A 25,844-nucleotide genomic window follows, 5' to 3' on the forward strand; every position below is an offset into this window, starting at 1 on the left:
TCGTTTCCCGAGGTACGCCGCCGTGAATTCTTCGCCCAAACCCAAAACAGTCATCGCGCTCAAGGTACAGGAGAAAACCGCCTGCTGTTCGTCCTGTGCGGAGGCCGTCACACCCTCGCTGCCAAGCAGTTCCGAGGCGCTTCCGGAGAATGTGCTGCTGGCGCGCTATCGCATCGAGAAGCTGTGCTGTGCGACTGAGGAACGGCTGATCCGCAATCGTGTGGACGGCATGCACGGCATCGTCCGGCTCGACTTCAACCTGCTCGAACGTGAGCTGACCGTCGTCCACCGGCTGGGCGATCCGCAAACCATCACCGCGGCGCTCGACAGCCTGGACATGGGTTCGCGACTGCTCGAAGTGGATAATCGCGCCACGCCGCACGCCCCGGTACTGAACCTCCGGCAGAGAGTCCTGCTCGCAATCAGCGGCCTGGGCGCCGTCGGCGCCGAGACTGCCGCGTGGCTGAGCGGGCAGGAAACCTCACCGATCGTGCTCGCGTTGGCAGCGATTTCGCTCCTGAGCGCCGGCTTGCCGACCTTGAAGAAGGGCTGGATCGCGATCACGAATCTGACGCTCAACATCCACTTCCTCATGTCGCTCGCCGTCGTCGGCGCGCTCGCCATCGGCAAGTGGCCGGAGGCGGCGATGGTCGTCTTCCTGTTTGCGCTCGCCGAGGCGATCGAGGCGCTCTCGCTGGAGCGCGCGCGCCACGCCATCAAGTCGCTGACCGCATTGGCGCCGGAGACCGCCGAAGTGAAAGTCGGCCACGGCTGGCAGGATCGGCCACCGGCGAGCGTTACGGTCGGCAGCCGCATCCGCGTGCGCACCGGTGCGCGTGTCCCGCTCGACGCCGTCGTCGTCTCCGGTCGTGCCGCGCTGAATCAGGCGCCGATCACGGGCGAGAGCATGCCGGTCGACAAAGAGGTCGGCGATGCACTTTTCGCCGGCAGCATCGTGACCGACGGCGTCGTCGAGGCCGCAGTCACCGCCACGGCCGGCGAGAGCACACTGGCACGCATCGCTGCCGCCATTCAGGCGGCGCAAGCGCAACGCGCGCCGACACAGCGCTTTGTCGACCGCTTCGCCCGCTACTACACGCCGGCGGTGCTCGTCTTTGCGGTCGTGGTGGCGTTCGGCGGGCCGCTCGTATTCGGCGGCGCGTGGCTGGATTGGCTCTACGAGGCTCTGGTCATCCTGGTCATCGCCTGTCCGTGTGCGCTCGTCGTCTCGACGCCGGTAACGGTCGTGAGCGGACTCGCGGCGGCGGCGCGGCACGGAATCCTCGTCAAGGGCGGCGCCTACCTCGAGAACGGTCGCCTGCTGAAAGCCGTTGCGCTCGACAAGACCGGCACGCTGACGCATGGTCGTCCGGAACTGACCGACTGCATCGCCATTGATGGACTACACATTGACGATGCCTTGCGCATCGCTGCCAGCCTCGACGACCACAGCACGCATCCCGTCGCCCGCGCGCTGGTCACGGGCTGGCGCGAGCGGCAGCCGGGATCCACGATGCTTCCCATCGACAACTTCGCCGTTCTCCACGGGCGCGGGGTGACGGGCGCGGTGGATGGGCTTGCGTGGTATCTCGGCAATCATCGCCTCGTCGAAGAGCAGGGCGTCGATGCGGCGGGCCTTCGGACGCAACTCACCGAACTGGAAAACGCCGGCAAGACGGCGGTAGTCCTGTTCTCTTCCAGCGGGCCGGCCGCCGTCTTCGGCGTCGCCGACACGCTCCGACCCGAGAGTGCGCAAGCAGTGAGCGAGCTCAAGGCCTTGCACGTCGAAACGGTGATGCTGACTGGCGACAACCCGGCGACGGCGCAGGCGATCGCCGATCAGCTGGGCCTCAACGAGGCGCGCAGCAAGCTGATGCCGGAGGACAAGCAAGCCGCGATCGCCGACCTGAAAGAACGCTACGGCATGGTCGGCATGGTAGGCGACGGCGTGAACGATGCACCGGCGCTGGCGCGTGCCGACATCGGAATCGCGATGGGCGCGGCCGGCACCGCGACCGCGCTGGAGACGGCCGACATCGCCATCATGGACGACGATCCGCGCAAGATCGCCCGCTTCATTCGCCTCAGCCGCGCCACGGCGGCCATCCTCAAGCAGAACATCGCGCTGGCCCTCGGCATCAAGCTCGTCTTCCTGGCGCTCGCCGTGACCGGCCAGGCAACGCTCTGGATGGCCGTCTTCGCCGATATGGGGAGTAGCCTGCTGGTGGTCTTCAACGGCTTGCGGCTGTTGCGCAAGTAGACATCGGTGTGACCTGTCCGCAGGTCTTGAAATGACCTGCGGGGCAAGAAGTCGCTCGACAATCGATTGGCTGTTTCTACGAGGCGAGGAGCATCCTTTATTTCAAACCGCCGATCTCAACAGTATCGCCTCTGGAGAAAAGCAAGCGCGGCAAGGCTCGTGGCAACCATCAAGAGCGTTGCCGGTTCCGGGACGGTGCCGGGCGGATGCTCATTCGTCGCCGTTGTGGGCGTTGCGAACGTCACATAGAACGGCGGATCTGTGGGAACCAGCGCCGTATCGACCACGCCGATCGTATAGAACCCCGGATCAAGCAAGGCCTCCAGCAGGTTTTCCCACTCGTTGGCTTCTTCCGCGAGTACCGTCGCCAGGTAGGAATCCTGATTCACGCAGTTCCCGCCCTCGCAGAGCTTGAATCGCAGATCGTCCGGGATGTAAGTCAGGTTTTCCGCACCGGGAATGCCGACGTTGGCGCTGAAGTAACCGCCGCCCCAATAGAACGTGAAGAAGTCGCTTTCATGTCCTGGATCACCGACCGTACCGTAAATCGCCCCGACTGTTGCCGCAGATAAATCCGTCGGGTCCGACGCGGTACCGCCGGTCATCCCGCTGATGGTGGCGGGCGCTGAGGTGTAGGTGAAATCTGAAAAGGTGACTTGCGTTTCCTCGGGGTTGTTTGGCACACCCCAGCTAGAAAGGTCGAAATTGACAGATCCGAGCACATATTGACCAGTCAGGGTCAGCGCGTTAGTCAGGGAATCGCCCTCAACGGCATAGGAAAGGCTGAGTGAATTCCCGGTCCGTGCCAGGTTCAGCGTCAGCGCCGAGCCTGCGTAAGGGACCCCAGGCAAGCCTACATCCACGCCAGTAAACAGCCCGTAGTTAACGCCGACGTGATCATAAGTGTTGCCCACACAGGCGTAGCGACCGCTGGAATTGTTGTCAACGCAGAATGTCCCTCCGTTTCCAAAATTACCTGTGATTTTGGAGGTTACCGTCGCAGAAAAATCGCCTGTCAAACCCAGCCAGAAATTGTTGTGAGGGTTTGAGGGTCCGTATTGGGCATTCGACAGTCCCGGCAATGCAGTGATCACCAGTTGATTGCTTGACGCCGATTGCTGATAGCCGGGTGCCACACTGCCCATCGTCCAGATGCCATCTTCAGACCAGTAACCAGGCATCCCCGTTGTCAAATCCACCGACACGTCCGCTTTTGCGGCGACGGTGAATGCAAGCGTCGTCATCGACAAAACGATGCCTGTCCATCGAACAGAATTTTTCATCTATTTCTCCTTAATTGGATACTCGTTATGAAATCAATGCCGAGAAAACGCACCGACCGGCGTGTTGGATGCGCAAACTTTGGTTTTATATCTGCGTCGTTTGCGGCTGAAATTTCATGCATAATTCGTTCCTTTGGATAAAAAACATCGATATAACAATGGGTTGATTGTTTTTTTGAGTGATCGGAATCTATTCTGCGTAAATTTTTCCGACAGCATTTTTTGCTGCGATTGTCATTCGGTATGTTTGCCGGCGCTCGTCGGCTCTGCTACCCCATCGCCGGGTGAGCGCCTATACTCGAGACGGCTATCGCGCTTCGATTGGCATATCGAGGTTTTCGCGCTCACTCCCACGTTGTTTCTCAGGAGGTTCCGAGATGAAGCTGAAATCGCTGTTTCCCTGGCTGGCCGCGCTGCTGCTGGCGATCCTCGCGCCGACGGTCATGGCCGACGACCAGGCCAAGCCGCTCGTCGTCGGCATGGAGCTCGCCTATCCGCCGTTCGAGATGACCGACACCGCGGGTAAACCGACCGGCGTCAGCGTCGACATCGCGAACGCGCTCGGCAAATCGCTGGCGCGCCCGGTCGTCATCCAGAACATGGCGTTCGACGGGCTGATCCCCGCATTAAAGGCCGGCAAGGTCGATCTGGTGATTTCGTCGATGACGGCCACGGCCGAACGCGCGCAGTCGATCGATTTTTCCGATCCCTACGTCTCGACCGGCCTGTGCCTCCTGCTCAAGAAGGATTCGACGGCGCAGAGCATCGCCGACCTCGACAAGGACGGCTTCAAGGTGGCGGTGAAGAAGGGGACGACCGGCCATCTCTACGCGACCAACCATCTGAAGAAAGCCCGGGTGCTGGTCCTCGACAAGGAGTCGGCCGCCGTGCTCGAAGTTGCTCAGGGCAAGGCCGACGCCTTCATCTACGACCAGATGTCGACCTACCAGAACTGGCAGCGCAACAAGGAGACGACGCGCGCGATCCTCGAACCGTTCCAGAAGGAATCGTGGGCCGTCGGCCTGCGCAAGGGCAACGACGAGCTGAAGGCCGGCGTCAATCGCTTCATCAAGGCGTACCGGGAGGAGGGCGGTTTCGCGCAGCTGGGCGAGCGTTACTTCAAGGAGATGAAGGACGAGTTCAAGCGGCTCGGCTCGGCGTTCTTCCTGTAGGAAGGGGCCACGGGCTTTCGTGGATATGACTGACAGATCTCTACCACCGTTCGCCCTGAGCCTGTCGAAGGACGTGAGGCTCGCACCGAGCGCCTGTTCATGGTTCGGCGGCTCACCACGAACGGAGGGGAAGCTCCTCAGCCTCTTTGACGACTGTCAATAAGTGCCTTCGCTGCTCACTTTCCTCCTCGCGCCAAGCGACGGCCGCCCAGTCGAACGCGCCGCGTGCGTCGTCGCCTGGAGCTTCGTCGCGCTGCTCACCGCCGCGCTCTTCACCTTCGCCTTCAACCAGCTGCACTACGGCTGGAACTGGCCGGCGATCTGGGCGTACCGGCAGAAGTTCGTGCAGGGCTGGCTGATGACGGTGGCGATCTCGGCGGCGGCCTTGCTGGTCAGCGTGCTCATCGGCGTCGTCACCGCGCTTGCGCGCCGTGCGCGCTTCCTGCCGTTGCGCTACGCGGCAGCGCTCTATGTCGAGGCGGTTCGCGGCACGCCGCTGCTCGTGCAGATCCTCATCCTCTTCTACGTCGTCGCCAACGCGGTCGGCGTCGAGAACCGCTACGTCGTCGGCGTCCTCACGCTCTCGCTGTTCGCCGGCGCCTATCTGGCTGAAATGGTTCGCGCCGGGATCGAAAGCATCCGCGATTCGCAGCTCGAATCGGCGCGCGCCATCGGCCTCACGCGCGGGCAGACCTACCGCTACGTCATCTTCCCGCAGGTCGTCCGCCAGCTCATCCCGCCGCTCACCGGCCAGTTCGCCTCGATCATCAAGGATTCCTCCCTGCTCTCGATCATTGCGTTGAACGAATTCACGCTCAACGCGCAGGAGGTCAACGCCTTCACCTACAGCACGCTGGAGAGCTACCTCCCGCTCGCCGCCGGCTACCTGCTGCTGACGCTGCCGATCTCACTGGCGAGCCGCATCCTGGAGCGAAAATTCCACTATGCGGCTTGAGGCGCGCGGCATTACCAAGACCTTCGGCGAGAACCAGGCGCTGCGCGGCGTCAACCTGTCGCTGCCGGAATGCCACTCGCTGGCGATCATCGGCCCCTCCGGGGGCGGCAAGACGACCTTGCTGCGCGTCGTCGCCGGGCTGGCCGTGCCCGACACCGGCAGCCTTGCCATCGACGGCCGCGAAGTCGCTTTCAACGAAAACGACCTGCTCGCGCACCGGCGCAGCATCGGCACCGTGTTCCAGGCGTACAACCTGTTTCCGCACCTCAGCGCGCGCGAAAACGTGCTGCTGCCGCTCGTCAAGGTGCACGCCGTACCGCCGGCGGAAGCGCGCGAAACCGTCGACGCGCTGTTCGACCGCTTCCAGCTCTCGGCCCACGCCGACCGGCGCCCGGCCGAACTCTCCGGTGGCCAGCAACAACGCGTCGCCATCGTCCGCGCCATCGCCATCAAACCGCGCTTCCTCGTCTTCGACGAGCCCACTTCCGCGCTCGACCCGGAAATGACCGCCGAAGTTCTCGACTTCATCGCCGAACTGCGTAGCGAAGGCCGCGACCTCATCATCGTCACCCACAACATGGGCTTCGCGCGGCAGGTTTCGGATTACTGCGTGTTTATTGCGGAGGGTCGAGCCGTGGAAGAGGGGAGGTCGGCGGAGGTTTTCGGCCGACCTCGGGCACCAGAATTGGCAGGATTCTTGGCGAAGGTGCTGCGCTATTGATGTCGGCGGTTCAGTACAGCTACGCGTACATCGGGTTTCGGAGACGGCAACCCGCGAAGTCCGATCGTTCTTTCAGTTATCGGCTGGAATCCTGAGACGTGCGATCAGGCCGCCGCCGTCGCGTGCGATCAAGTCGAGCGAGCCCTTGTGCAGGCGCGCGATCCGGTCGACGATCGCCAAGCCGAGGCCGGTTCCAGTCGCGTCGGTACGGGCCCCCTCGAGGCGCGTGAACGGGCGCTTCAAGCGTTCGACTTCGTCTTTAGGAATGCCCGGGCCCCGATCGAGGATGTCGATCCGGACCTCTTCGCCGATGCTCGACGTTTCCAGCGTAATCGGCTCGCCGCCGTACTTTCTCGCATTCTCCAGCAGATTGACAATGGCTCGCGTCAGGGCCTTGCGGTGAATACGGACGTGCGGCAGTTCGGCAAGCGCAAGCGTTGGCGGCTCCTCCCTTCGCCCCAGCGTTTCGGCGACCTGCGTCACGATTTCGTTGATGTCGGCGAGTTCCGGCGCCTCGCCGCTTTCACCGCGGGCGAAGTCAAGGAACTGTCCAATAATCGCGTCCATTTGCTCGATGTCGTCAATGACGGCGTTGCGCGCGTGATCTTCGCGGATTGACAACTCGGCTTCGAGCCGCAGGCGTGCAAGTGGCGTGCGCAGGTCATGCGAAAGCCCGGCGAGAACTTCTGCGCGCTCGGCGTTGATCCGCTTGAGGTCTTCCGACATGCCATTAAAGGCTCGGGCAAGCTGTTGAAGTTCGATGGCGCCGCGTTCGGGAACCGCCTCCGGATGTAGGCCCCGGCCGACCTCACTCGCGGCTCGCGCGAGTACACGCAGCGGTTGGGTGACGCGGGAGACGATCAGCCAGGCGACGAGCAGCGCCAAAATCAGTGATACGCAGCCCCAGCCGAGCCAATGCCATGGAAATTCGCTCTGTGCACGTTCGCCCGGCAGCATCAACCAGTAGATATCCTCGTCGGCCTCATCGACCGAGAAACTGATCCAGATACCCGGTTGACCGTTGATGCTGGCCGCCAGTCGGGTCGAAGGCCCCAGCTGTGCCTTGGCCGTCTCCAGCATCGTTGAAAAAAATCGGTTGTCGGGTAAGGGCGTGACTACATCATCGGGCTCAGAAGGATAAAGATGCACGCCTTCGCTGTCCGCGAGGTCGCGCAAGAGAGCGACCCGCTTCGTCGGTTCCGCGGAAACCAGCGCCGCGTTGGTGAGGTTGACGACACTGACGGCAAGCTGTCCCAGTTGCCTTGCTTGCGGTTCGCGCTGAGCGAGCGCGAAAAGCGCGATCCAACTGGCTACGGAGACGAATATCAACAGGCTGACGAGCAGGAAGGTGCGAAGCAGCAAGGTGCGAGGGGATAACTTTTGCAGCAGCGTCACACGGATCCCTTGGTGAAGGTCATTGGGAGAGTGGAATCGACTACTTCGCTTGCGCCTGGCCGTCGGGAATGAAAACGTAACCGAATCCCCAGACGGTTTGCAGGTAGCGTGGCGTCGCCGGGTCGGGTTCGATCAGCTTGCGCAAGCGTGACACCTGGACGTCGATTGCCCGATCAAATGGTCCCTGTTCACGCCCACGTGCAAGCGCCATCAGGCGATCACGCGAGAGCGGTTGCCTCGGGTGTTCGAGCAATACCTTGAGAACCGCGAACTCACCGGTTGTGAGCGGCAATGTTTCGCCATTGCGCTTCAGCGTGCGGGTTGCCAGATCGACTTCGACGTCGCTGAAGACGATCAATCGTTCCTCGCCAGTTGGTGCTCCTGGAATCGGCGCAACCCGCCGGCGCAGGACGGCCTGAATGCGGGCAATCAATTCGCGCGGATTGAACGGCTTGGGTAGATAGTCGTCGGCGCCCATCTCCAGTCCGACGATACGGTCGATCTCATCGCCCTTGGCGGTGAGCATGATGACCGCCTGATCCGGGTCGCTCGCCCGCATACGCCGGCAGATCGACAGACCGTCCTCGCCGGGAAGCATGAGGTCGAGCACGATCAGATCGAACATGTCACGGGCGAGCGCCTTGTCCATTGCTTCGCCGTTTTCTGCTGTTTTAACCAGGAAGCCGTTATCGCCGAGATAACGTTGCAGAAGCTCGCGCAGTCGTTTGTCGTCATCGACGACGAGGATTTTTCGGTCAGCCATCGCTGAATCGTAACCGGAAAGCCCCGGCGGCGAAAAGCGTGGGAATGCAATACGGGAATCCGGCTTGTCAATTTGTGCTTCGCCGCGATGAATGAGAAACAATTCCTTACAATTGTCCATGGTTTGTATGATCGTCGGGTCGGGCACGTCGGCATACTGGTCGACAAGCTTTGTCACGGTTTGCTGTCGCTATTGGGAGCTTTATCGTCATGATCGATTCACGCGTTGTGGTCAAAGGCAGCGTTGCTGTCGTGACGATGCTCGCGCTGGTTTTGCCGATCGCCGACGCGTATGCGAAAGATATCCGGTGGCTGCGCGAAGAGCAGGTTAATGTCGATCGCGAACAGCCGCGCGGAAGGCCGGAGCAATGGCAGCAAGGGGACCAGCGGGGCTCTGCCGCGGAGCGCCGCCCGGAACGGCGCATGTCGCCCGATGAGCGGCGCCAGTTGCGGCGCGACGTCCGCGATGCCGGCCGCGAAATCTATCCTTCACGCAGATAGTTGACGATGCAGTTGGATAAAGATCGCAGCTGATCGACAGCTATTGACTTTTTGCCGGAACAGCGATGATTCTCGTTGTCATCAAGGCAATTCGGGCGCACACTAGAGCCCATTTTTATAGCGAGCCCTACAGGAATCCGACATGAATGCATCGATTCTCAAATTTCTGAGAGCCAATGGCGAACAACTCGATTCGGAGATTTCGCAAGCGTTGCACATTCCTCTGGCTAAACTGAGGGACCAGGTCGCGGAACTTGCCGCGAGCGGTGAGGTGATCTGCTGTCAGGTAACGCGGTTCATTGATGGCAAGAAGATCGAAGGCACTAGCTGCCGGCTGTCTTGCGATCTGCCAGCGCCAGCGCGCGGGCGCAAACCGGGGGTCAAGCGCGATCCGAATGCCGATCTGATTCCGGAGTAGTCGAGAGCGCCTTTCTGGCAATAGACAACGCCACCTCCAGGGTGGCGTTGTCGTTTCCAGAGATAGTTCTTCCTACTGGGCCGGCGCCGCTTCTACGGCATGCGCTTCCGAAGTTGCCTGTGGGGCAGCCTTGTGCGCCTCGTGCGGATTCCAGCCGAGGGTAAAGTAAAGAACCGAGAAACCAACAACGTAAGCAAGCGCTACGTGCCAACCGTGACGCAGCCAGTTACCGACCGATTTTCCTTCCGGGAACATGTTGGACAGCGCGACGCCTGAAGACGAACCAAACCAGACCATCGAACCGCCGAAACCGACTGCGTAGGCGAGGAAGCCCCAGTCGTAGCCCCCCTGCTTGAGCGCCAGCGCGGTAAGCGGGATGTTGTCGAATACCGCTGAGACGAAACCGAGACTGAGTGCGGCCAAGGCAGATGCCGGCGGGAGCTGCTCGACCGGCATCATCGAGGCGCAGGTGACGAGCGAAAGCAGGAAGACGGTTCCTTTAAAATTCTCCGGCAGCACTTCCCAATCCGGGCGGCGAACCGGGATCGACAGCAGGATCGCAGCCCAGACCGCAACGCCGATGAAGGGGAAGTGATCGGCGAGCGCGGCGAACTCCACGTTGATCACAATGTTGGTGACAATGGCAAATACAAGTATCAGCGCGACGATGCCGATCCGGGCCTTGTCGACCTTGGTATGTGCATGGCTGCTCTTGATGATCGGCGAGTAGGCGTGCTGCTGTTTCGCACCGAAGTAAGCCGAGATAACGAGGGCTACAGCGGCCGCAACGTAGGCGTGGACAACGTTGAGCGGGCTGACGCCGTCGATCCACATCATGGTCGTCGTCGTATCGCCGACAACCGATCCCGAGCCGCCAGCGTTAGACGCAGCGACAATCGCGGCCAGATAACCGACGTGAACCTTGCCCTTGAAGAGCTGATGCGCCATTGCGCCACCGATCAGCGCGGCGGCAATGTTGTCGAGGAAGCTCGATAGCACGAACACCATGACGAGCAGGACGAAACCGCCCTTCCAGTCGTTCGGGAGGTACTTGGGCAGGATGACCGGCACATGACTCTTTTCAAAATGCCGAGAGAGCAGCGCAAAGCCCATCAGCAGACAGAAGAGATTGGCCAGAATGACCCATTCGTGCTGGAAATGCCCGACCAGGCCCGCGAAGCCGGCGCCAGCCTTGAATCCGGTGAAGATCAGCTTGTAGATCGAGATTGTTGCCAGACCGGTCAGACCGACTGTCAGGGTGTTGTCGTGGAAGAGCGCGACGCCGAGCAGCGTCATGGCGAAGAGGATGAAATCGAGCGGTATGCCGGCCACCATGACCGATTCGCCGGCCCATGCGGGAAGAGCTAGTCCGAAAAGCAAGAGGAAAAAACTGGAAATACGGCGAAAAGCTGTGTTCATCTGACTATTCCCGCAAAAAAGCGGAAGTTTACTCCGAAAGCCATGCCGGGTCGATTCCCACGGCAATCGCCTACACATTCATTGATCCTGAAAAACTCAGTTCTTCACCGCAAAGGCGCAGAGATCGCAAAGGTTCGCAAAGAAAACCAAAGCGCTACGCGAACAGCACCTATCTTCCATCGCCACCCACAGGGTGAATGGTCAATACGACCCACCTGTTGTTTCCTTTGCGATCTTTGCGCCTTCGCGCCTTTGCGGTGAAGTTTTCAGGTTGATTTCTTGGTGCGTGGCTGAAATCTTCACCGCAAAGGCGCAGAGATCGCAAAGGTTCGCAAAGAAAATCAAAGCGCTACGCGAACAGCACCTATCTTCCATCGCCACCCACAGGGTGAATGGTCAATACGACCCATCTGTTGTTTCCTTTGCGATCTTTGCGCCTTCGCGCCTTTGCGGTGAAGTTTTCAGGTTGATTTCTTAGTGCGTGGCTGAAATCTTCACCGCAAAGGCGCAGAGATCGCAAAGGTTCGCAAAGAAAATCAAAGCGCTACGCGAACAGCACCTATCCTCCATCGCCACCCACAGGGTGAATGGTCAATACGACCCACCTGTTGTTTCCTTTGCGATCTTTGCGCCTTCGCGCCTTTGCGGTGAAGTTTTCAGGTTGATTTCTTGGTGCGTGGCTGAGACCGAGGCCGAAGGCCGAGGAGCTCAGCGCGGTAGAGCGGTTTTCGGGAAGCACGGTTGCGGCGCTGACGGAGACTGCTCTTGGGATAAGCGGTATCGAGGCGGAGCATGGCGAGAGTGATTTTGCGCAGCAGCGAGAGATTGCGTGCGGCGTCCTCTTTGCGCACCCGGCAGGCGTCTTCCCGGAAGGTCACGTCGAGGACCCTGTGCATCGACTCGACGCCCCAGTGCACGCGGACCGCCCGGGCCAAATCGCCAACTGTGGTGACGCCACGGCTCAGGATGAAGTAGCGACGATCCGTACTGATCGTCGCACCCTCGCCTGTCCCCTTGTCCTGGGTGGTCTCGATCATGCCGACGGCGCCCAGTGTCGGCCACGCCGTTCGGATCGCCTCGGGCAGCCAGTCAATCTTTGGTGCGAGGAGGGCTCGCCGTGTTTCGATGCGCCCGTGGTTCTTTTCGACCGTCGTCTGGTGCTGTACTTCGACCGATCCCCAGCCGAGCGCTTCGCCGGTCTCGAAGCCCTCGATCAGCGCTTCCGACACGGTCTTCTGGTTGGCCTTGACCGCCAGCACGTCTCGACCGCATCTACATCGTCAAGGTACCGTACAGCGGGCCTAACTCGGCGCAAGTTCCGCTGAGTGTTGCGCATGGCACGAATTTGCAATCAACTATTATTGATATAAAACAATTAACTGCGTAATTTTGTTAAACCTTATTATGAATAATAAAAAAGGCAATCCGGCGGCCGCAGCGCGGGATTGCCCGAGTCGATTCAACCGCGTTTACGCGAACATCCAGGGGAATTCCGCCTTGCGTTTGCTCTCGAATGCACGGATCTCATCGGCGTGCACCAGCGTCAGGCCGATCTCGTCGAGGCCATTCAACAGGCAATGCTTGCGGTGCGGCGTGATGTCGAACTTGAAACTGAAGCCCGACGGCGTCGTCACCGTTTGCGCTTCAAGATTGACGTCGAGCGCGTAGCCTTCCGTCGCTTCGCATTCGGCAAACAGGCGGTCGACGATTTCACTCGAAGCAACGATCGGAAGAATGCCGTTCTTGTACGAGTTGGAGAAGAAGATGTCGGCAAAGGAGGGCGCGATGAGGACGCGGAAACCGTAGTCGTTGATCGCCCACGGCGCGTGCTCGCGGCTCGAACCGCAGCCGAAGTTGTCGCGCGCGAGCAGGATCTGCGCCCCTTGGTAGCGCGGCTTGTTCAACACGAAGTCCGGGTTCTTCGGGCGATTCGTGCAGTCCATGCCCGGTTCGCCGTAGTTCGTGTAGCGCCATTCGTCGAACAGGTAGGGACCAAAGCCGGCGCGTTCGATGGACTTCAGGAACTGCTTGGGAATGATCGCGTCGGTGTCGACGTTGGCACGATCGAGCGGGCAGACGAGCCCTTTGAGTTGGGTGAATGATTTCATCGGTTCGTCTCCTGATCAGGCTTTGCGGATGTCTACGAAGTGGCCCGCGATCGCGGCGGCAGCGGCCATGACCGGGCTGACGAGGTGCGTGCGTCCGCCGGGGCCCTGGCGGCCTTCGAAGTTACGGTTGGAGGTCGAGGCGCAGCGCTCGCCCGACGACAAGCGGTCGGCGTTCATCGCCAGGCACATCGAGCAACCCGGCTCGCGCCATTCGAAACCCGCCTCGGTGAAAATCTTGTCCAACCCCTCGGATTCGGCCTGGCGCTTGACGATGCCCGACCCCGGCACGACGATCGCCAGCTTCACGTTCGACGCGACCTTCTTGCCCTTGGCGACGACGGCAGCGGCGCGCAAGTCTTCGATGCGCGAGTTGGTGCAGGAGCCGATGAAGACCTTGTCGATGGTGATGTCGGTGAGCGGCATGTCGGCCTTGAGGCCCATGTATTGCAGGGCGCGTTCGACGCCGGCGCGCTTGATGGGATCGGCCTCGTTCGCCGGATTCGGCACCTTGCCGCCGACGGCGAGCACCTGCTCGGGCGACGTGCCCCAGGTGACCTGCGGTTCGATGTCTTCGGCCTTCATCTCGATCACCGTATCGAACACGGCGTCGGCGTCGGAGTGCAGCGTCTTCCAGTACGCAACCGCTTGCTCCCACTGCGCGCCTTTCGGTGCGTGAGTGCGGCCTTCGAGGTAGGCGATCGTCGTCTCGTCGGCGGCGATGATGCCGGCACGCGCACCCGCCTCGATGGCCAGGTTGCACACGGTCATGCGGCCTTCCATCGACAGGCCGCGGATTGCCGAACCGGCGAACTCGACGCAGTAACCCGTACCACCGGCCGTGCCGATCTTGCCGATGATGGCCAGCGCCACGTCCTTGGCGGTGACGCCGGCGCCGAGTTGGCCTTCGACCTTGATCAGCATGGACTTCGACTTCTTCTGGACCAGCGTCTGCGTCGCCATTACGTGCTCGACTTCGGAGGTGCCGATGCCGTGGGCGAGGGCGGCGAACGCCCCGTGCGTCGCCGTGTGGCTGTCGCCGCAGACGACGGTCATGCCGGGCAGGGTGGCGCCGTTTTCCGGTGCGATCACGTGGATGATGCCCTGGTTCGCGTGCTTGAACGGGAAGTAGATCAGGGCGCCGGTCTGCTTGATGTTGGCGTCGAGCGTATCGACCTGACGCTTCGAGATCGGATCTTCGATGTCGCGGTCCCAATGGTTGGTCGGCGTGTTGTGATCGGGTACGGCGACGATCGAATCGGCGCGCCACGGCTTGCGGCCGGCGAGGCGCAAGCCTTCAAACGCCTGCGGGCTCGTCACCTCGTGCACCAGATGACGGTCGATGTAAAGAAGACAGGTGCCGTCGTCTTCCTGACGGATCACGTGGCTGTCCCACAACTTGTCGTAAAGGGTCTTTCCGGCCATGAGTTTTTCTCCTCGATTGTGCGCCATCGCGGCGCGTTGTCTGGGTGCCGGAGACGACGCTCCGGACAGTGGATGCGATCGTATTGCTTGTTTTATCCCTTAACAAGACAACTGTTTATACTAGTACTAAAAGTAATAGCGAGAAGGAAACGGGATGAAAGTCCAAGGATGAAAATCGAAGCCGAAATTGCGCGTCGCAAGGCGCTCGGAGAGTTTCTGCACGTGATCCGCAGCCGGAGCCAGCCGGCGGACTTCGGCTTTCCCGCCGGAAATCGACGGCGCACCGCCGGACTACGGCGCGAGGAGGCCGCCCAACTCGTCGGTATCAGCCCGACCTGGTACACGTGGATCGAACAGGGGCGCGAGGTCAATGTGTCCGCCGAAGCGCTTGATCGCTTGGCCATGACGCTGCGTCTGACGCGCAGCGAACGTGCGTACCTGTTCGAGATGGCGGACCGGCGCGATCCGCAGGAAAGCATGCCGGAAAACGACAATCCGCCGCCGGCATTGGTCGAATTGCTCGACGATATCGCTGCGCCGGCCTATCTGATGGGCCGGTATTGGGACATTCTCGGTTGGAACGAGGCCGCAGCCGAGCTATTCACCGGCTGGCTCGATGCGCCGCGCGGCGAAGGCGAAGCGCCGCCCAACATGCTGCGCTTCGTTTTCTTGGCGCCGCAGGCGCGCGATTTCCTGATCGACTGGGAAATCCGCGCCCGCCGCATCACCGCCGAGTTTCGCGCCGACTGCCGCAACCGGCTCGATGAACCGGCGATGCAGCGACTCGTTGAGGAACTCTCAGCCGGCAGTACGGATTTCACTCGTTTCTGGAAGTTGCACGACGTCCTCGAACGACAAGGCGGCGAACGCGGTTTCCAGCATCCCGCGCGCGGGGAGATTCACTACCAGCAAGTCACGCTGTTTCCGGGCGAACACGAACACATCAAGTTCGTGCTGCTGAAACCGTCCAGGCCGGTCGTGTCTGACCATTAACCCGGCCCTTAAGTAGATTCACCAAGCCGCTGGAAATAGGAACGGATACGTTCGGGCCATTGCGCGATGCGATTCATGATGCGCAAGGCTTTTTGCAGAAGATTCTTTTGCTGGGCGGTGTAGCCGCAACGCTTGAAGTACTTTCCGACCAGGCGATCCGGGACCCCGATGCCAAACTGGGCAGTCCCCGCAGCCTCTCTTGTTGCTAATCAGGATTCCTGTAGTGGCGGTGGCCGAGCACAGGGCAGCCGCAGAAATGATGTCCGAAGGCAGTTGCCGGCACAGGACTCGCCGTGATCAGATGGGATCAGCGGGAAGATCCAGGCGCAGGTCGTTTGCGAGCGAGCCGACCGCTCAGCTTGAGGCCGTCGCGCATGTTCAATGCAAGCAGTGAAAAATTCACAGCGCCGGCCAGCAACTCCACGCCTTGCAGTGCATAGAACATGCCGTCGAAACGCCCCGCATTGGCCCACGACGCCAGAAAGAATGCGCTGGGCAGCAGTATCAGCAGGCCATTGGCCGCCACGATCTTCATCCTTCTCCCCTTGACACCGACAAGGCGGCCGCCACGGCCCTTCACGAGCGAAAAACCACTGCCGCCGGTGGCCGCCATCGACGGGATCAGCAACCACATACCGCTCAACACCGCGTTCTTGACCGCCGCGACACTTGCCTGATCCATGAAAAGCTCTGACACGAGGGTCGAGAGCCAGAACGCAGTGATGCAAAGGATCGCGACGACGCCGAAGATGGCATGCAATTTGGATTTCATGGTTGGACCTTTGAAAAAGGGGGAACAGTCTGCAACGCGCGCCGCATGGATTCGAGCGTTCGGGTGGCAGTGCTGGCTTGGATGGCTGGGATCAGTGCAGCCAGTTCGGCAGCCTGTGCGGCCCAGAGGGCATCGGCCTTGCGGTACTGAGCCCAACCCTCCGGCGTCAGGGCGTAGAACGGCGAACGCTGATTCGCTGGATTCGGGTGCGATTTAACGAGCCCCTGTTCAGTCAGCAGGTTGAGTTGTTTTTGTGCGCCCTGGCGCGTGATGCCCATCACCCCACCCACCTGGGGTGCCGTCGGCGGCGTGTCGGCAAGGGCGATAGCACCCAGCATCTGCCACCGTGCACTGGTGAGACCGAGCGGCGCGACCAGCTTGTCACCCCAGTGAAGCAATACGCCGTTCAGCCGAAACACCGCCAAGGTCAATTCGGTCACGGCGACGGCGTCGGGGTCCGGTACAGAGGAAGATAGATTTCGTTGATCCATGACAACTAGTTTCCATCAATGGAAACTAGTTGTCAACCAAGCTGGAGACGTTTGGATGGGCCGTCTGACATCGGCTGTGCCCATGGGGAGTTCAAGTACGCCGTCAAGCGTCGATGAAGTGGCACGCGCCAATGAAGTTCACCACTGCGTCACACTGTCTTCCGCTGGCTACCGCTGCTCTCGCAGAATCCGTCGTATCTCCAGTATGGCCTCAGGGGTCTCCTGGACGCTATGGGAATACGGGATCACCAGCTCCGACTCGGCTCCTGGCAGATGCGCGCTGCGGTAGGGCACCAGTCCATCGTCAGAGTCCTCAAGCGTCGTCCGGGGCGTGTGGTTGGCCACGATGCTGTGGTAGCGCACAGAGGGCGAAATCGGCAGTTCGGCCGCGGCGCGGATGAACGGGTTCGAATCCTTGAGGCTGTCCACGCCATTGGGCAGGCTGGCCGGCAGGCGTGCCGATGAGGCCTGGCTGCCACCGACGATCTGACGATTGAGCCGCATGACATGATCCACGGCCTTCACAGGCATCGTGATGAGCCCGGACAGCATCCGCGAAAGGCGATTGCTGGCGAAAGGCGTTCCCTTGTGGGGGGCGGCAATGAAGATGGCCCGCGAGATTCCCGGATAGGCCTCGAAAGTCAGGAAACCGTCGGTTTCCGCCCGCAGCTTCTTGACCTGCGCATCATCGATCTGCCGGAGTTCCTTGACCGCATCGAGCAACACGCTGCCGGAGGAAGACACCAGCAATCGACCGAGCACCCCACCCATGCTGTGGCCGATGATCACAATGTCGCGCGAGGAAGCTGCGGTCCCTTCGGGATCGAAGTGCTGGAAGGTCGCGGCAAGCGCGGCGCGAATGCTCGCGTGGTTGTAGGCAAGGGGCGCATTGGTGGGGTAGTACACCTGCCAGACTTGATAGCGTTTGCGCAATGCTTCGTCACCCATGACCTCGTTGGCGACGTTGATCCAGGCTTCGGGGCTGCTGGCCAATCCGTGCAGCATGACGATGACCTGCCGGTTCGGATCAAATGGCTGCGTCAGGTAGACGTACGGCGCATCGAGACTGCCGGACTTGCCCAGGACATTGCGCAGTGCCTGCGTGGAAAAGTCCGAGCGCGCCAGCCACAGCCCGTAGGCGGAAGTGAAGTTCGCGGCGAGCGGCACCGGGATGTCGTGGACATCCAGGGTTTCATGCTGGTAGGGATCGTATCCGAGCAGCGTGGCTTCCCGGGTGTGAAGCACCTCCTCCAGCGTGCTCCCGGAAAACGCGATGATGGCCGTGACCGGCCGATAAGGCATCTCGCTATAGGACCCCGTCAAAGGCGCGGTTGGCTTTTCACCTATGCCCCGGGCGTCGGCATCGGTGGCAATCACCAGATCGGCACCCAGCCCATCGCGCCGATAAATGCTTCGGATACCCTGGAAGGTGAGCCGTGAAGCGGGCAGCAGTTCGCTGGCGCGGCGTGGCGTAAGCTCCCGCGGGTACAGATCGGACAGGTTTGCGCTCAACAACCAGTCGCCCACCTGCATCCGTCCTCTGACTTGATCAGGCCGGCTCCGATACTGCTCGAAAAACAGCGCGGTCGCCTGCTGCACCGCAAAGTTGTAGTAGTCGCGCATCTGCGTCTGGCGATCCTCGAAGGCCCGCTCGCCCGATCGGCGTGATGTGAAGAACAGGTAGGCGTAGCCATAGCGCGCAACCTGCAAATAGGCGCCCAATGCATCCTCGAAGCGCGGCTGGGCCTCAGCGCCCGACTTCTCCTGCCGCAACGCCTCCTGCAGCCAGAGCTCTGCCAGCGTGGCAAGTTGACGTTCGGCGTCGATGCCGTCCGTGTGTGTCAATGCCTGGACACAAGGATCGACGCTCTGCTGGCAGCGATCTGGCTGGACCGCGAGACTCGTGAGTACGTCGCGTGCCGAGGTGCTGAGCTTGCCGGTGGTCAGCACGTCACCGCGCCGCTCCGACACGTAGTCTTTCGCGGTGACGGTCCGCACCTTGACGCCAGCGCATCCAGCACAGAGCGCCGCGATGGCGAGCAACAACAAGTACCTGACGAGGCGCCCATGCCTGTCGAGCAGACCCGCACAGGCCCACGGGTGGCTCTCCAGTGTGTATGGGTTCATGACCTGTCCTCTTCCTCCATCACGTCCCCTGTCTTTTCTTCCGCCCCTGAATAATCTTCGCGCCTGGGCTGGCGCGTACGCATCGACATGAAGGACGATGCGGCTCTTCGGCAATGGCTGACACAGGCACGATCACGAGCCATAACCAGGCCCATGTCGTTCTCTTCGCGCCTGCCGACGATGGCATGGAGTTGACCATCAGGCCATCTGACTGATGGTTTTGCGAAAGCGCTGCAACGACAGCGCGAACAGCACGCCGCCGATCAGCGCCAGCGCCACGAACTGCGGCCACACCACGTCCAGCCCGGCGCCACGGAACAGGATGGCCTGTCCCAGTTTTACGAAGTGTGTGGTCGGCGCCAGCAGCATGATGTTCTGCACCAACTCGGGCATGCTCTCGCGCGGGGAGCTGCCGCCCGAGAGCATCTGCAGCGGCAGGATGATCAGGATCATCAGCATGCCGAACTGCGGCATGTTGCGCGCCACCGTGGCCATGAAGATGCCCATGGCGGTCGTGGCAAATACGCACAGCGCCGCGCCCGCGAAAAACAGCGGCAACGAGCCGGCCACCGGAACGTGCAGCAACCCGCGCACGACGAACGTGATCGACACCCAGCACGCCAGCAGGACCACGAGCCCCATGGGCCAGACCTTGGCCAGCATGATCTGCGCGGGCGTCACCGGCATGACTAGCAGGTGCTCGATGGTGCCGTGCTCGCGCTCGCGGATCAGCGCCGCGCCGGCCAGGACGATGGACAGCATGGTGATGTAGTCGATCACCTCCACCAGGCTGCCGAACCAGGACAGCTCCAGCGTGGGATTGAAACGCGCCCGCAGGGCCAGATCCACCGGCGGGACGTCGCTGCCCCGGTAGCGCTGGGCGAACTCACCGATCTCGCCCATGACGATCTGCTGCACGTAGCCGCTGCCGACGAAGGCTTGGCTCATGCGCGTGGCGTCCACGTTGAGCTGGATCCGGGGCGAGCGGCCCGCCAGCAGGTCGCGCTGGAAGTTGCGCGGGATCACCATCACGAAGGTGTACAGCCCCGCGTCCATGCCGCGATCCATCTGCGACCACTCGATCATCTGCGGCTTGCTGAACTGCGGCGGATACAGGGCCGAGACAATGCGTTGCGACACCGGCGACTGGTCCTCATCCACGATCGCGATGGACGCGTTGTTCAGCGTCTCGGGCATGGCCGTGGCGCCGGCGTACACGCCCAGGGTGAACACAAAGGCGATCAGCACCAGCATGGTCGGGTCGCGCCGCAGGCTCCACAGCTCCTTGATGCCCAGGCGCCACGTGTTGGAGAGGAATTGGCGCATGTCAGTGGCGCCCGGCCGCCCGAAGGCACTGACCGCCCCCTCGGGGGGCAGGAGCGAAGCGACGTGGGGGTTTCATACTAACGCTCCTGTTTGCGCAGCAGCAGGATCGAGGCACCCACGATGAGCGGCGCGGCGATCAGCATGGGAATGAGTGAGGCACCCAGGTCGCCGAAGTGCAGCGCCTTGTTGAACACTCCGCGGCTGACATCGATCATGTGGGTGGTCGGGTAGATCTGGCCCAGCAGGCGCGCACCGCCCTGCAGCGAGGAGACCGGGTCGTTCATTCCGGAGAACTGCATGGCCGGCATGACCGTGCCGACCATGGCAAAGAACATCGCCGCAACCTGGCTCTTGGTGACGCTCGACGCCAGCAGGCCCAAGCCGGTGGAGCAGAAACTGAAGACCACCGCAGCGAACAACAGGGTGATGAAGCTGCCCTTGACCGGGACCCCGAAGACGGTCACGGACAGCAGCGTCATGAGCAGGAAGTTCAGCACGGCCAGCGCCACATAGGGCAGTTGCTTGCCCAGCAGGAACTCGGTGCGAGTGACCGGCGTGACGTACAGGTTGATGATCGAGCCTGTCTCCTTCTCGCGCACCACGGCCAGCGCCGTGAGCATGGCCGGCAGCATCAGCAGAACCAGGGGCACGATCGCCGGTACCATCGCCGGCAGACTCTTGACGTCCGGGTTGTAGCGAAAGCGCGTCTCGATGCCGGCCAGACCGGCTGCTGGGCCGTTGCCGCGCACGGTCGCCTGCTCGGTCAGCCAGTGCTGGTGGATGCCCTGTACGTAGCCCATGACGGTCTCGGCCCTGGACGGCATGGCGCCGTCGATCCAGGCGCCGATCGCCACCTCGCGCGCGCGCAGCACGTCACGGCCAAAACCTGGCGGGATCTCCAGCGCCAGGCTCAGCTCGCCGCTGGCCAGGCGGCGATCCATGTCCGCGTAATCGGTGATCGGCGGCTGCTCCACGAAGTAGCGCGAGCCGGACAGGCTCAGTTTGTAGCTCTCGCTCAAGCTGGACTGATCCCGATCCAGCACGGCGTAGCTCAGGTCGTTCACGTCCATGTTGATGCCGAAGCCCATCACGAGCATCAGGATCAGCGAGCCTGCCAATGCCAATGTGGCGCGTACCGGATCGCGCTGCAGCTCCAGCGACTCGCGCCATAAATAGCTGACCAGGCGCTGCAGGCTGAAGCGGCTGCGGTGGTGCGGGGTGGTCTTCTCCTCGTCATTCCCGCGCAGGCGGGAATCCAGGATGTTCGCGCTCTGGATTCCCGCCTGCGCGGGAATGACAGGTTTTTCATCAGCAGCCGACTTGGCCCCGCCGCCATCGGCCTCGATCAGGTAGCCGATGAACGCCTCTTCCAGGGTCTGCGCACCGCGCTTCTCCACCAGCCTTGCGGGTGCATCGCTGTCGAGCACCTTGCCCGCATGCATCATCGACATGCGGTCGCAGCGTTCGGCCTCGTTCATGAAGTGGGTGGAGATGAAGATCGTCACCTTGTCGCGGCGCGAGAGCTCCACCAGCAGCCGCCAGAAGGCGTCGCGCGCGACCGGATCCACGCCCGAGGTCGGCTCGTCCAGGATCAGCAATTCGGGCTTGTGCACCATCGCCACGGCCAGCGAAAGACGCTGGCGCAGGCCCAGCGGCATGCGCTCTGGCAGGCTGTCCCGCACCCCGGCAAGATCGAAGCGCTGCTCCATCTCGGCCACCCGATCGGGAATCTCCTCCTCGGGCACCTGGAACAGGCGCGCGTGCAGCTCCAGGTTCTGCCGCACCGTCAGCTCGCCATAGAGCGAGAAGGCCTGGGACATGTAACCCACGCGGCGACGGGTGGCGATGTCCTTCGGATTCACCTCGTGGCCGAACAGCCAGGCCCTGCCTTCGCTGGCTTCGAGCAGCCCCGTGAGCATCTTCATCGTCGTGCTCTTGCCGCAGCCGTTGGAGCCGAGGAAGCCAAAAATCTCGCCGCGACGGATGCGGAACGACACGTGATCCACCGCGACGAAATCGCCGAAGCACATCGTCAGATCCTGTGCCTCGATGGCGATGTCGTCCTGCGCGGCCTGCAGCGGGGGAATCACGACGTCCGCGTGGCCGCGCTTCCTGTCCTCGGGCAGCAGCGCGATGAAGGCGGCCTCCAGCGAGGCGCTGCCGGTGCGCGCCAGCAATTCCTGCGGCGTACCTGTCGCGAGCACTTGGCCGTCGTCCATGGCCACCAGCCAGTCGAAGCGCTGGGCCTCGTCCATGTAGGCCGTGGCAACGATCACGCTCATGCCCGGCCGGTTCTGACGGATGCGTGTGATCAAGTCCCAGAACTGCGCGCGCGCCAGCGGGTCCACGCCCGTGGTCGGCTCGTCCAGGATCAGCAGGTCCGGGTCGTGGATCAGCGCGCAGCACAGGCCCAGCTTCTGCTTCATGCCCCCGGAGAGCTTTCCCACTGGCCTGCCGAGGAACTCGCGCAGGCCCGTGGCGTTGGTGAGGTCGTCGATGCGTCGGCGCCGTTCGGCGGCGTCGTGGCCGAACAGGCGCGCGAAGAACTGCAGGTTCTCCTCCACCGAGAGTGTCGGGTACAGGTTCTTGCCCAGGCCCTGCGGCATGTAGGCGATGCGCGGGCAAACGGCGTCGCGGTGGCGGCGGCTGGCCATATCGCCGCCCAGCACCTGCACGCGGCCTCCACCTTGCCTGGTTTGTACGGCGCGCGCACCGGCCACCAGCGACAGCAGGCTGGACTTGCCCACGCCGTCCGGCCCGATCAGGCCCACCATGCAGCCCGATGGCACCCCCAGCGAAATGCCGGCCAGGGCCTGCACCTTGCCGTAGTGCAGCCGCACCTGCTCCAGCCGCACGACCTCGGGCGCTGGGGAGAGCTGCGTCATGGCCGCGCCTTCAATGCCAGGCGGGCCGGCCATTCCTGCGAAGGATCAAGGCGCACCCAGGCCTCGCCCGGCAGGCCGGTCTTGACGTGCTCCGGGTGCTCGCGCAGCAGTTCGCGGTCGATCTTCGCCCGCACCCGGAACATCAGCTTCTGGCGCTCGCTGGCCGTCTCCACCGTCTTGGGCGTGAACTGCGCCGCGCTGGCGATGAAGGAGACCTTGGCTGGGATCACGTAGCCCGGCACCGCGTCTAGCACGATGCGCACTTCCGAGCCGAGCGCGAGCCGACCGGCCGCCTCGGTGGGCAGGAAGAAGGTCATGTACACGTCCGACAGATCGATCATGTTCAGCACCCGCCCGCCCGCGCCGAGCACCTCGCCGGGCTGCGCCACGCGGAACTGCACGCGGCCATCGCGCGGCGCCTTGAGCTGGCTGTCGTCGATCTCGGCCTGGATGCGCTCCAGCGTGGCATCGACGGCCTCCACTTGAGACTGCGCGCCGACGATCTGCGTGCGTGCGGCGGCGATGGACGCATCGGCCGAGGCCACCTGCGCCTGGGCAGCGGCCACGGAGGCCTCGGCGCTTTCCGTGCGAGCACGATCGTCGTCCAGGGTCTGGGTGGAGGTAAACCCTCCCTTGACCAGCGTCTCGGAGCGCGCCAGCTGGCGCTTGGCCGCGTTGCGTTCCGCCTCGGCGCGGCGCACCTGTGCGATCAGGGCGGTCTTGTCGCTCAGGCGCATTGCCAATTGCGCCTGAGCGCTGGCCACGCCATGGACCGCCTGCTGCCGCTGGGCCTTGGCTTCGCGCAGCTGAGCCTCCAGCGTCTGCACCTGCATGGTCGCGAGAACCTGGCCGGACTTCACGAAGGCACCTTCCTCGACCAGGATGTCGCCCACCCGACCGGCCAGTTTCGTGGCGACGTCCACCTCCGTGGCTTCGATGCGGCCATTGCCGCTGATGAAGGCCTGGTTCTCGCTGCCAGCGGAGAACCACTGCCAGGCGTACCAGCCGGCCAGGGCCAGCACGGCCACGACGACGATTGGAATTAACTTGTTCTTGAGGGAGAGGGCCATGGTGTTCAACGCGCGGAAGAAGTGGGTGGAACGGACGGCGAAGGCAGCTGTTCTGAACCGGATCCATTTCCCAATGCCTTGTTCACCGTGATGAAGCGCGTGGCCAGCCTGCCCTGGTTGGCGGCCAGATCCCGGCGGGCCTGCAGATAGCTGCGCTGGCTGTCGAGCACGGCGGTGTAGTCGGTGGCGCCGCCGTCGTAGCGCGCCTGGGCCAGCTGGTAGGCATCGCTGGCCGCGTCGCTGCGGGCTTGGAGTTCCTGCGCCTGTTGTTGTTCGGCGCTGTAGGCGGACAGCGCATCGTCGATCTCCTGCCACGCTTTCAGCACGGTTTTCTGGTAGTTCACCGCCGCTTCCTGTTGTTGCAGCTCACGAAGTTGCACGGTGGCTGTGCGCCGGCCGTGGTCGAAGATCGGAAGGTTGAGGCTGGGGCCGATCGACCAGGTGCGGCTGCTCCAGTCGGCGAATTCGCCGCTCAAGTAGGACTCGAACCCGAACTTCGCACCCAGCCGGATGCTGGGATACAGACTGGCCTTGGCAATGCCGATGTTGGCGGTAGCGCTGTGCAGGCGCGCTGCAGCAGCGCGGATGTCGGGTCTTTGCTGCGCCACTTCCGAGGGCAGGCCGAGGGCCAGATCGGGCAGCGCAGTTTTGGCGTCCACGTCGCGCGGCGCCAGTTCGGCCTGCAGCGCGCCGGGGCGCTCGCCCAGCAGCAGGGCGATCTGGTTGGCGTTGGCGGCTTCCTGCGCCAGCAGCGGCGGCAACTGCGCCTTGAGCGCGGCCAGTTCGGCGCGCTGGCGTTGCAAGTCCGTGTGATCGAGCACGCCGCCATCGACACGCGCTTGCAACAGCCCGGCGCGATCTTCCAGTGCGACGATATCCTCGCGCATCAATCGTATCTGCCGCTGGGCGGTGCGCAGCTCGAAGTAATTGCGCGTCACATCGCTGGCCAGGCTGAGGCGAGCCAGGTCAAGCAGTGCAGCCTGTTGGCCGACATCGGCGTCGGCGGCTTCCACAGAGCGGCGCACGCGGCCCCACAAATCCAGCTCCCACGAAGCATCGAAGCCGGCCTGGTACAGCGTGAACGGCTCCGCAAGCAGCTCGGTCATGCTCGGGTCGGCCCCCATGATGCCGAGCATGCGCGTGCTGGCCCCGCTCTCGCTCTGGCGCTGACGGGTGGCGCTCCCGCTGGCGTTGACCTCTGGCCCGCGCTGCGCGGCCACCGTGCTGCGCTGCGCGCGTGCCTGGGCGAAGCGCAGTGTGGCCGTTTGCAGGTCAGGGCTGGCATCGAAAGCGCGCCGCTGCAACTCGTTGAGGGTCGCGTCGTTGAAGGCCTGCCACCACATTGCTGGCAATGCCTGGGTGGCTTCGTTCGGGATGCGCAGCGAGGCATCGCCGCTGCGCCAGCTCGTCCAGTCGTTGGGCGCTGCTGGCGTCGGCTTGACGAAATCCGGGCCAACGGCGGCGCAGCCGGTCAGAGCCAATGCCAGCGCGCAGGCCGCGAAGCCAAAGTGCAGCCGGTGAAAATGAGAGTGTTGTAGATCAAACATACGGATACCCACGGTCAGGAAAGCCGGTTACGGAACAGCCAGGCGGCCAGCGGCAGCGTGGTGGCGGCCAGCACCAGCAGGGGGATGAATTCGCGCCAGATGTCGATGAGGCCCGCGCCTTCGAGATAGACACGGCGCACGATGTCCATGCCGAAGCGCAGCGGATTGGCGTAGGTGGCGAGCTGTAGCACCTCGGGCATGTTGCGCACGGGCGTGA

The 25,844-nt window shown here is 62.7% G+C and carries 22 protein-coding genes; 7 read left to right on the top strand and 15 right to left on the bottom strand.

The window, feature by feature from the left end:
* The first annotated feature begins 22 nt into the window (after positions 1 to 22).
* On the top strand, positions 23 to 2,260 hold the full coding sequence (locus KBA32_RS05330; protein ID WP_294356224.1) for a heavy metal translocating P-type ATPase: 2,238 nt from the start codon (positions 23 to 25) through the stop codon (positions 2,258 to 2,260).
* Between the two features lie 116 nt (positions 2,261 to 2,376).
* Here KBA32_RS05330 and KBA32_RS05335 read toward each other — a convergent pair whose 3' ends face one another.
* Entirely contained in the window at positions 2,377 to 3,543 is a 1,167-nt protein-coding gene (locus tag KBA32_RS05335; protein ID WP_294356225.1) for a PEP-CTERM sorting domain-containing protein, read from the bottom strand.
* A 377-nt stretch (positions 3,544 to 3,920) separates the two neighbouring features.
* On the opposite strand from KBA32_RS05335, the gene KBA32_RS05340 reads away from it, so the two are divergent.
* The 3 genes from KBA32_RS05340 (at position 3,921) to KBA32_RS05350 (ending at position 6,391) form a co-directional block, all read left to right on the top strand.
* The gene (locus KBA32_RS05340) at positions 3,921 to 4,715 is read left to right on the top strand and encodes a transporter substrate-binding domain-containing protein (RefSeq protein ID WP_294356227.1); all 795 of its coding nucleotides are present in this window, start codon (positions 3,921 to 3,923) and stop codon (positions 4,713 to 4,715) included.
* 163 nt (positions 4,716 to 4,878) lie between these two features.
* Complete coding sequence (locus KBA32_RS05345; protein ID WP_294356229.1) at positions 4,879 to 5,670, top strand: amino acid ABC transporter permease; 792 nt, start codon at positions 4,879 to 4,881, stop codon at positions 5,668 to 5,670.
* Entirely contained in the window at positions 5,660 to 6,391 is a 732-nt protein-coding gene (locus KBA32_RS05350) for an amino acid ABC transporter ATP-binding protein (protein WP_294356231.1), read from the top strand. The genes KBA32_RS05345 and KBA32_RS05350 overlap by 11 nt, the downstream gene beginning before the upstream one ends.
* Before the next feature lie 72 nt (positions 6,392 to 6,463).
* On the opposite strand, the gene KBA32_RS05355 is transcribed toward KBA32_RS05350, so the two are convergent.
* Positions 6,464 to 7,786 (bottom strand): ATP-binding protein, encoded by a 1,323-nt coding sequence (locus KBA32_RS05355; protein WP_294356232.1) that lies wholly within the window; start codon positions 7,784 to 7,786, stop codon positions 6,464 to 6,466.
* A 40-nt stretch (positions 7,787 to 7,826) separates the two neighbouring features.
* On the bottom strand, positions 7,827 to 8,549 hold the full coding sequence (gene ompR / locus KBA32_RS05360) for a two-component system response regulator OmpR (protein ID WP_294356234.1): 723 nt from the start codon (positions 8,547 to 8,549) through the stop codon (positions 7,827 to 7,829).
* A 209-nt stretch (positions 8,550 to 8,758) separates the two neighbouring features.
* Here ompR and KBA32_RS05365 point away from each other — a divergent pair, with 209 nt between their 5' ends.
* Together KBA32_RS05365 and KBA32_RS05370 are read left to right on the top strand one after the other, a co-directional pair.
* On the top strand, positions 8,759 to 9,049 hold the full coding sequence (locus tag KBA32_RS05365; protein WP_294356236.1) for a hypothetical protein: 291 nt from the start codon (positions 8,759 to 8,761) through the stop codon (positions 9,047 to 9,049).
* A gap of 142 nt (positions 9,050 to 9,191) precedes the next feature.
* Positions 9,192 to 9,467: a transcriptional regulator gene (locus KBA32_RS05370; protein WP_294356238.1), complete on the top strand. Its 276-nt coding sequence runs from the start codon at positions 9,192 to 9,194 to the stop codon at positions 9,465 to 9,467.
* A gap of 72 nt (positions 9,468 to 9,539) precedes the next feature.
* On the opposite strand, the gene KBA32_RS05375 is transcribed toward KBA32_RS05370, so the two are convergent.
* The 4 genes from KBA32_RS05375 to leuC form a co-directional block, all read right to left on the bottom strand.
* On the bottom strand, positions 9,540 to 10,886 hold the full coding sequence (locus KBA32_RS05375) for a citrate transporter (protein WP_294356240.1): 1,347 nt from the start codon (positions 10,884 to 10,886) through the stop codon (positions 9,540 to 9,542).
* A 656-nt stretch (positions 10,887 to 11,542) separates the two neighbouring features.
* Positions 11,543 to 12,145, bottom strand: a complete 603-nt coding sequence (locus KBA32_RS05380) for an ISAs1 family transposase (RefSeq protein WP_294356242.1) — start codon at positions 12,143 to 12,145, stop codon at positions 11,543 to 11,545.
* Positions 12,146 to 12,355: 210 nt separating this feature from the next.
* A complete protein-coding gene (leuD, locus tag KBA32_RS05385; protein ID WP_294356244.1) occupies positions 12,356 to 12,994 on the bottom strand; it encodes a 3-isopropylmalate dehydratase small subunit in 639 nt (212 codons plus the stop codon).
* Between the two features lie 15 nt (positions 12,995 to 13,009).
* On the bottom strand, positions 13,010 to 14,416 hold the full coding sequence (gene leuC, locus KBA32_RS05390) for a 3-isopropylmalate dehydratase large subunit (protein WP_294356245.1): 1,407 nt from the start codon (positions 14,414 to 14,416) through the stop codon (positions 13,010 to 13,012).
* Positions 14,417 to 14,584: 168 nt separating this feature from the next.
* Here leuC and KBA32_RS05395 point away from each other — a divergent pair, with 168 nt between their 5' ends.
* Positions 14,585 to 15,409: a helix-turn-helix transcriptional regulator gene (locus KBA32_RS05395; RefSeq protein WP_294356247.1), complete on the top strand. Its 825-nt coding sequence runs from the start codon at positions 14,585 to 14,587 to the stop codon at positions 15,407 to 15,409.
* A 307-nt stretch (positions 15,410 to 15,716) separates the two neighbouring features.
* Here KBA32_RS05395 and KBA32_RS05400 read toward each other — a convergent pair whose 3' ends face one another.
* The 8 genes from KBA32_RS05400 to KBA32_RS05435 form a co-directional block, all read right to left on the bottom strand.
* Positions 15,717 to 16,181: a hypothetical protein gene (locus KBA32_RS05400; protein WP_294356249.1), complete on the bottom strand. Its 465-nt coding sequence runs from the start codon at positions 16,179 to 16,181 to the stop codon at positions 15,717 to 15,719.
* Positions 16,178 to 16,672 (bottom strand): MarR family winged helix-turn-helix transcriptional regulator, encoded by a 495-nt coding sequence (locus KBA32_RS05405; protein ID WP_294356250.1) that lies wholly within the window; start codon positions 16,670 to 16,672, stop codon positions 16,178 to 16,180. The genes KBA32_RS05400 and KBA32_RS05405 overlap by 4 nt, the downstream gene beginning before the upstream one ends.
* 168 nt (positions 16,673 to 16,840) lie before the next feature.
* Positions 16,841 to 18,799, bottom strand: a complete 1,959-nt coding sequence (locus KBA32_RS05410; protein WP_294356253.1) for an alpha/beta fold hydrolase — start codon at positions 18,797 to 18,799, stop codon at positions 16,841 to 16,843.
* 198 nt (positions 18,800 to 18,997) lie between these two features.
* On the bottom strand, positions 18,998 to 20,125 hold the full coding sequence (locus tag KBA32_RS05415; RefSeq protein WP_294356255.1) for an ABC transporter permease: 1,128 nt from the start codon (positions 20,123 to 20,125) through the stop codon (positions 18,998 to 19,000).
* A gap of 77 nt (positions 20,126 to 20,202) precedes the next feature.
* Entirely contained in the window at positions 20,203 to 23,010 is a 2,808-nt protein-coding gene (rbbA, locus tag KBA32_RS05420; RefSeq protein ID WP_294356257.1) for a ribosome-associated ATPase/putative transporter RbbA, read from the bottom strand.
* A complete protein-coding gene (locus KBA32_RS05425) occupies positions 23,007 to 24,080 on the bottom strand; it encodes an HlyD family efflux transporter periplasmic adaptor subunit (protein ID WP_294356260.1) in 1,074 nt (357 codons plus the stop codon). The genes rbbA and KBA32_RS05425 overlap by 4 nt, the downstream gene beginning before the upstream one ends.
* A 5-nt stretch (positions 24,081 to 24,085) precedes the next feature.
* Complete coding sequence (locus KBA32_RS05430) at positions 24,086 to 25,627, bottom strand: efflux transporter outer membrane subunit (protein ID WP_294356262.1); 1,542 nt, start codon at positions 25,625 to 25,627, stop codon at positions 24,086 to 24,088.
* 14 nt (positions 25,628 to 25,641) lie between these two features.
* On the bottom strand, positions 25,642 to 25,844 hold a 203-nt coding region (locus KBA32_RS05435; protein WP_294356264.1), incomplete at its 5' end, for an ABC transporter permease.

The organism is Propionivibrio sp. (genome assembly GCF_017995515.1).
GTDB lineage: Bacteria > Pseudomonadota > Gammaproteobacteria > Burkholderiales > Rhodocyclaceae > Propionivibrio.

Coding starts and splice junctions, on each gene's coding strand:
- KBA32_RS05400 (WP_294356249.1), bottom strand. CDS start 16,181: ATGAAATCCAAATTGCATGCCATCTTCGGCGTCGTCGCGATCCTTTGC.
- KBA32_RS05430 (WP_294356262.1), bottom strand. CDS start 25,627: ATGTTTGATCTACAACACTCTCATTTTCACCGGCTGCACTTTGGCTTC.
- KBA32_RS05410 (WP_294356253.1), bottom strand. CDS start 18,799: ATGAACCCATACACACTGGAGAGCCACCCGTGGGCCTGTGCGGGTCTG.
- leuC (WP_294356245.1), bottom strand. CDS start 14,416: ATGGCCGGAAAGACCCTTTACGACAAGTTGTGGGACAGCCACGTGATC.
- KBA32_RS05350 (WP_294356231.1), top strand. CDS start 5,660: ATGCGGCTTGAGGCGCGCGGCATTACCAAGACCTTCGGCGAGAACCAG.
- KBA32_RS05365 (WP_294356236.1), top strand. CDS start 8,759: ATGATCGATTCACGCGTTGTGGTCAAAGGCAGCGTTGCTGTCGTGACG.
- KBA32_RS05415 (WP_294356255.1), bottom strand. CDS start 20,125: ATGCGCCAATTCCTCTCCAACACGTGGCGCCTGGGCATCAAGGAGCTG.
- leuD (WP_294356244.1), bottom strand. CDS start 12,994: ATGAAATCATTCACCCAACTCAAAGGGCTCGTCTGCCCGCTCGATCGT.
- KBA32_RS05340 (WP_294356227.1), top strand. CDS start 3,921: ATGAAGCTGAAATCGCTGTTTCCCTGGCTGGCCGCGCTGCTGCTGGCG.
- KBA32_RS05335 (WP_294356225.1), bottom strand. CDS start 3,543: ATGAAAAATTCTGTTCGATGGACAGGCATCGTTTTGTCGATGACGACG.
- ompR (WP_294356234.1), bottom strand. CDS start 8,549: ATGGCTGACCGAAAAATCCTCGTCGTCGATGACGACAAACGACTGCGC.
- KBA32_RS05425 (WP_294356260.1), bottom strand. CDS start 24,080: ATGGCCCTCTCCCTCAAGAACAAGTTAATTCCAATCGTCGTCGTGGCC.
- KBA32_RS05405 (WP_294356250.1), bottom strand. CDS start 16,672: ATGGATCAACGAAATCTATCTTCCTCTGTACCGGACCCCGACGCCGTC.
- rbbA (WP_294356257.1), bottom strand. CDS start 23,010: ATGACGCAGCTCTCCCCAGCGCCCGAGGTCGTGCGGCTGGAGCAGGTG.
- KBA32_RS05370 (WP_294356238.1), top strand. CDS start 9,192: ATGAATGCATCGATTCTCAAATTTCTGAGAGCCAATGGCGAACAACTC.
- KBA32_RS05375 (WP_294356240.1), bottom strand. CDS start 10,886: ATGAACACAGCTTTTCGCCGTATTTCCAGTTTTTTCCTCTTGCTTTTC.
- KBA32_RS05395 (WP_294356247.1), top strand. CDS start 14,585: ATGAAAATCGAAGCCGAAATTGCGCGTCGCAAGGCGCTCGGAGAGTTT.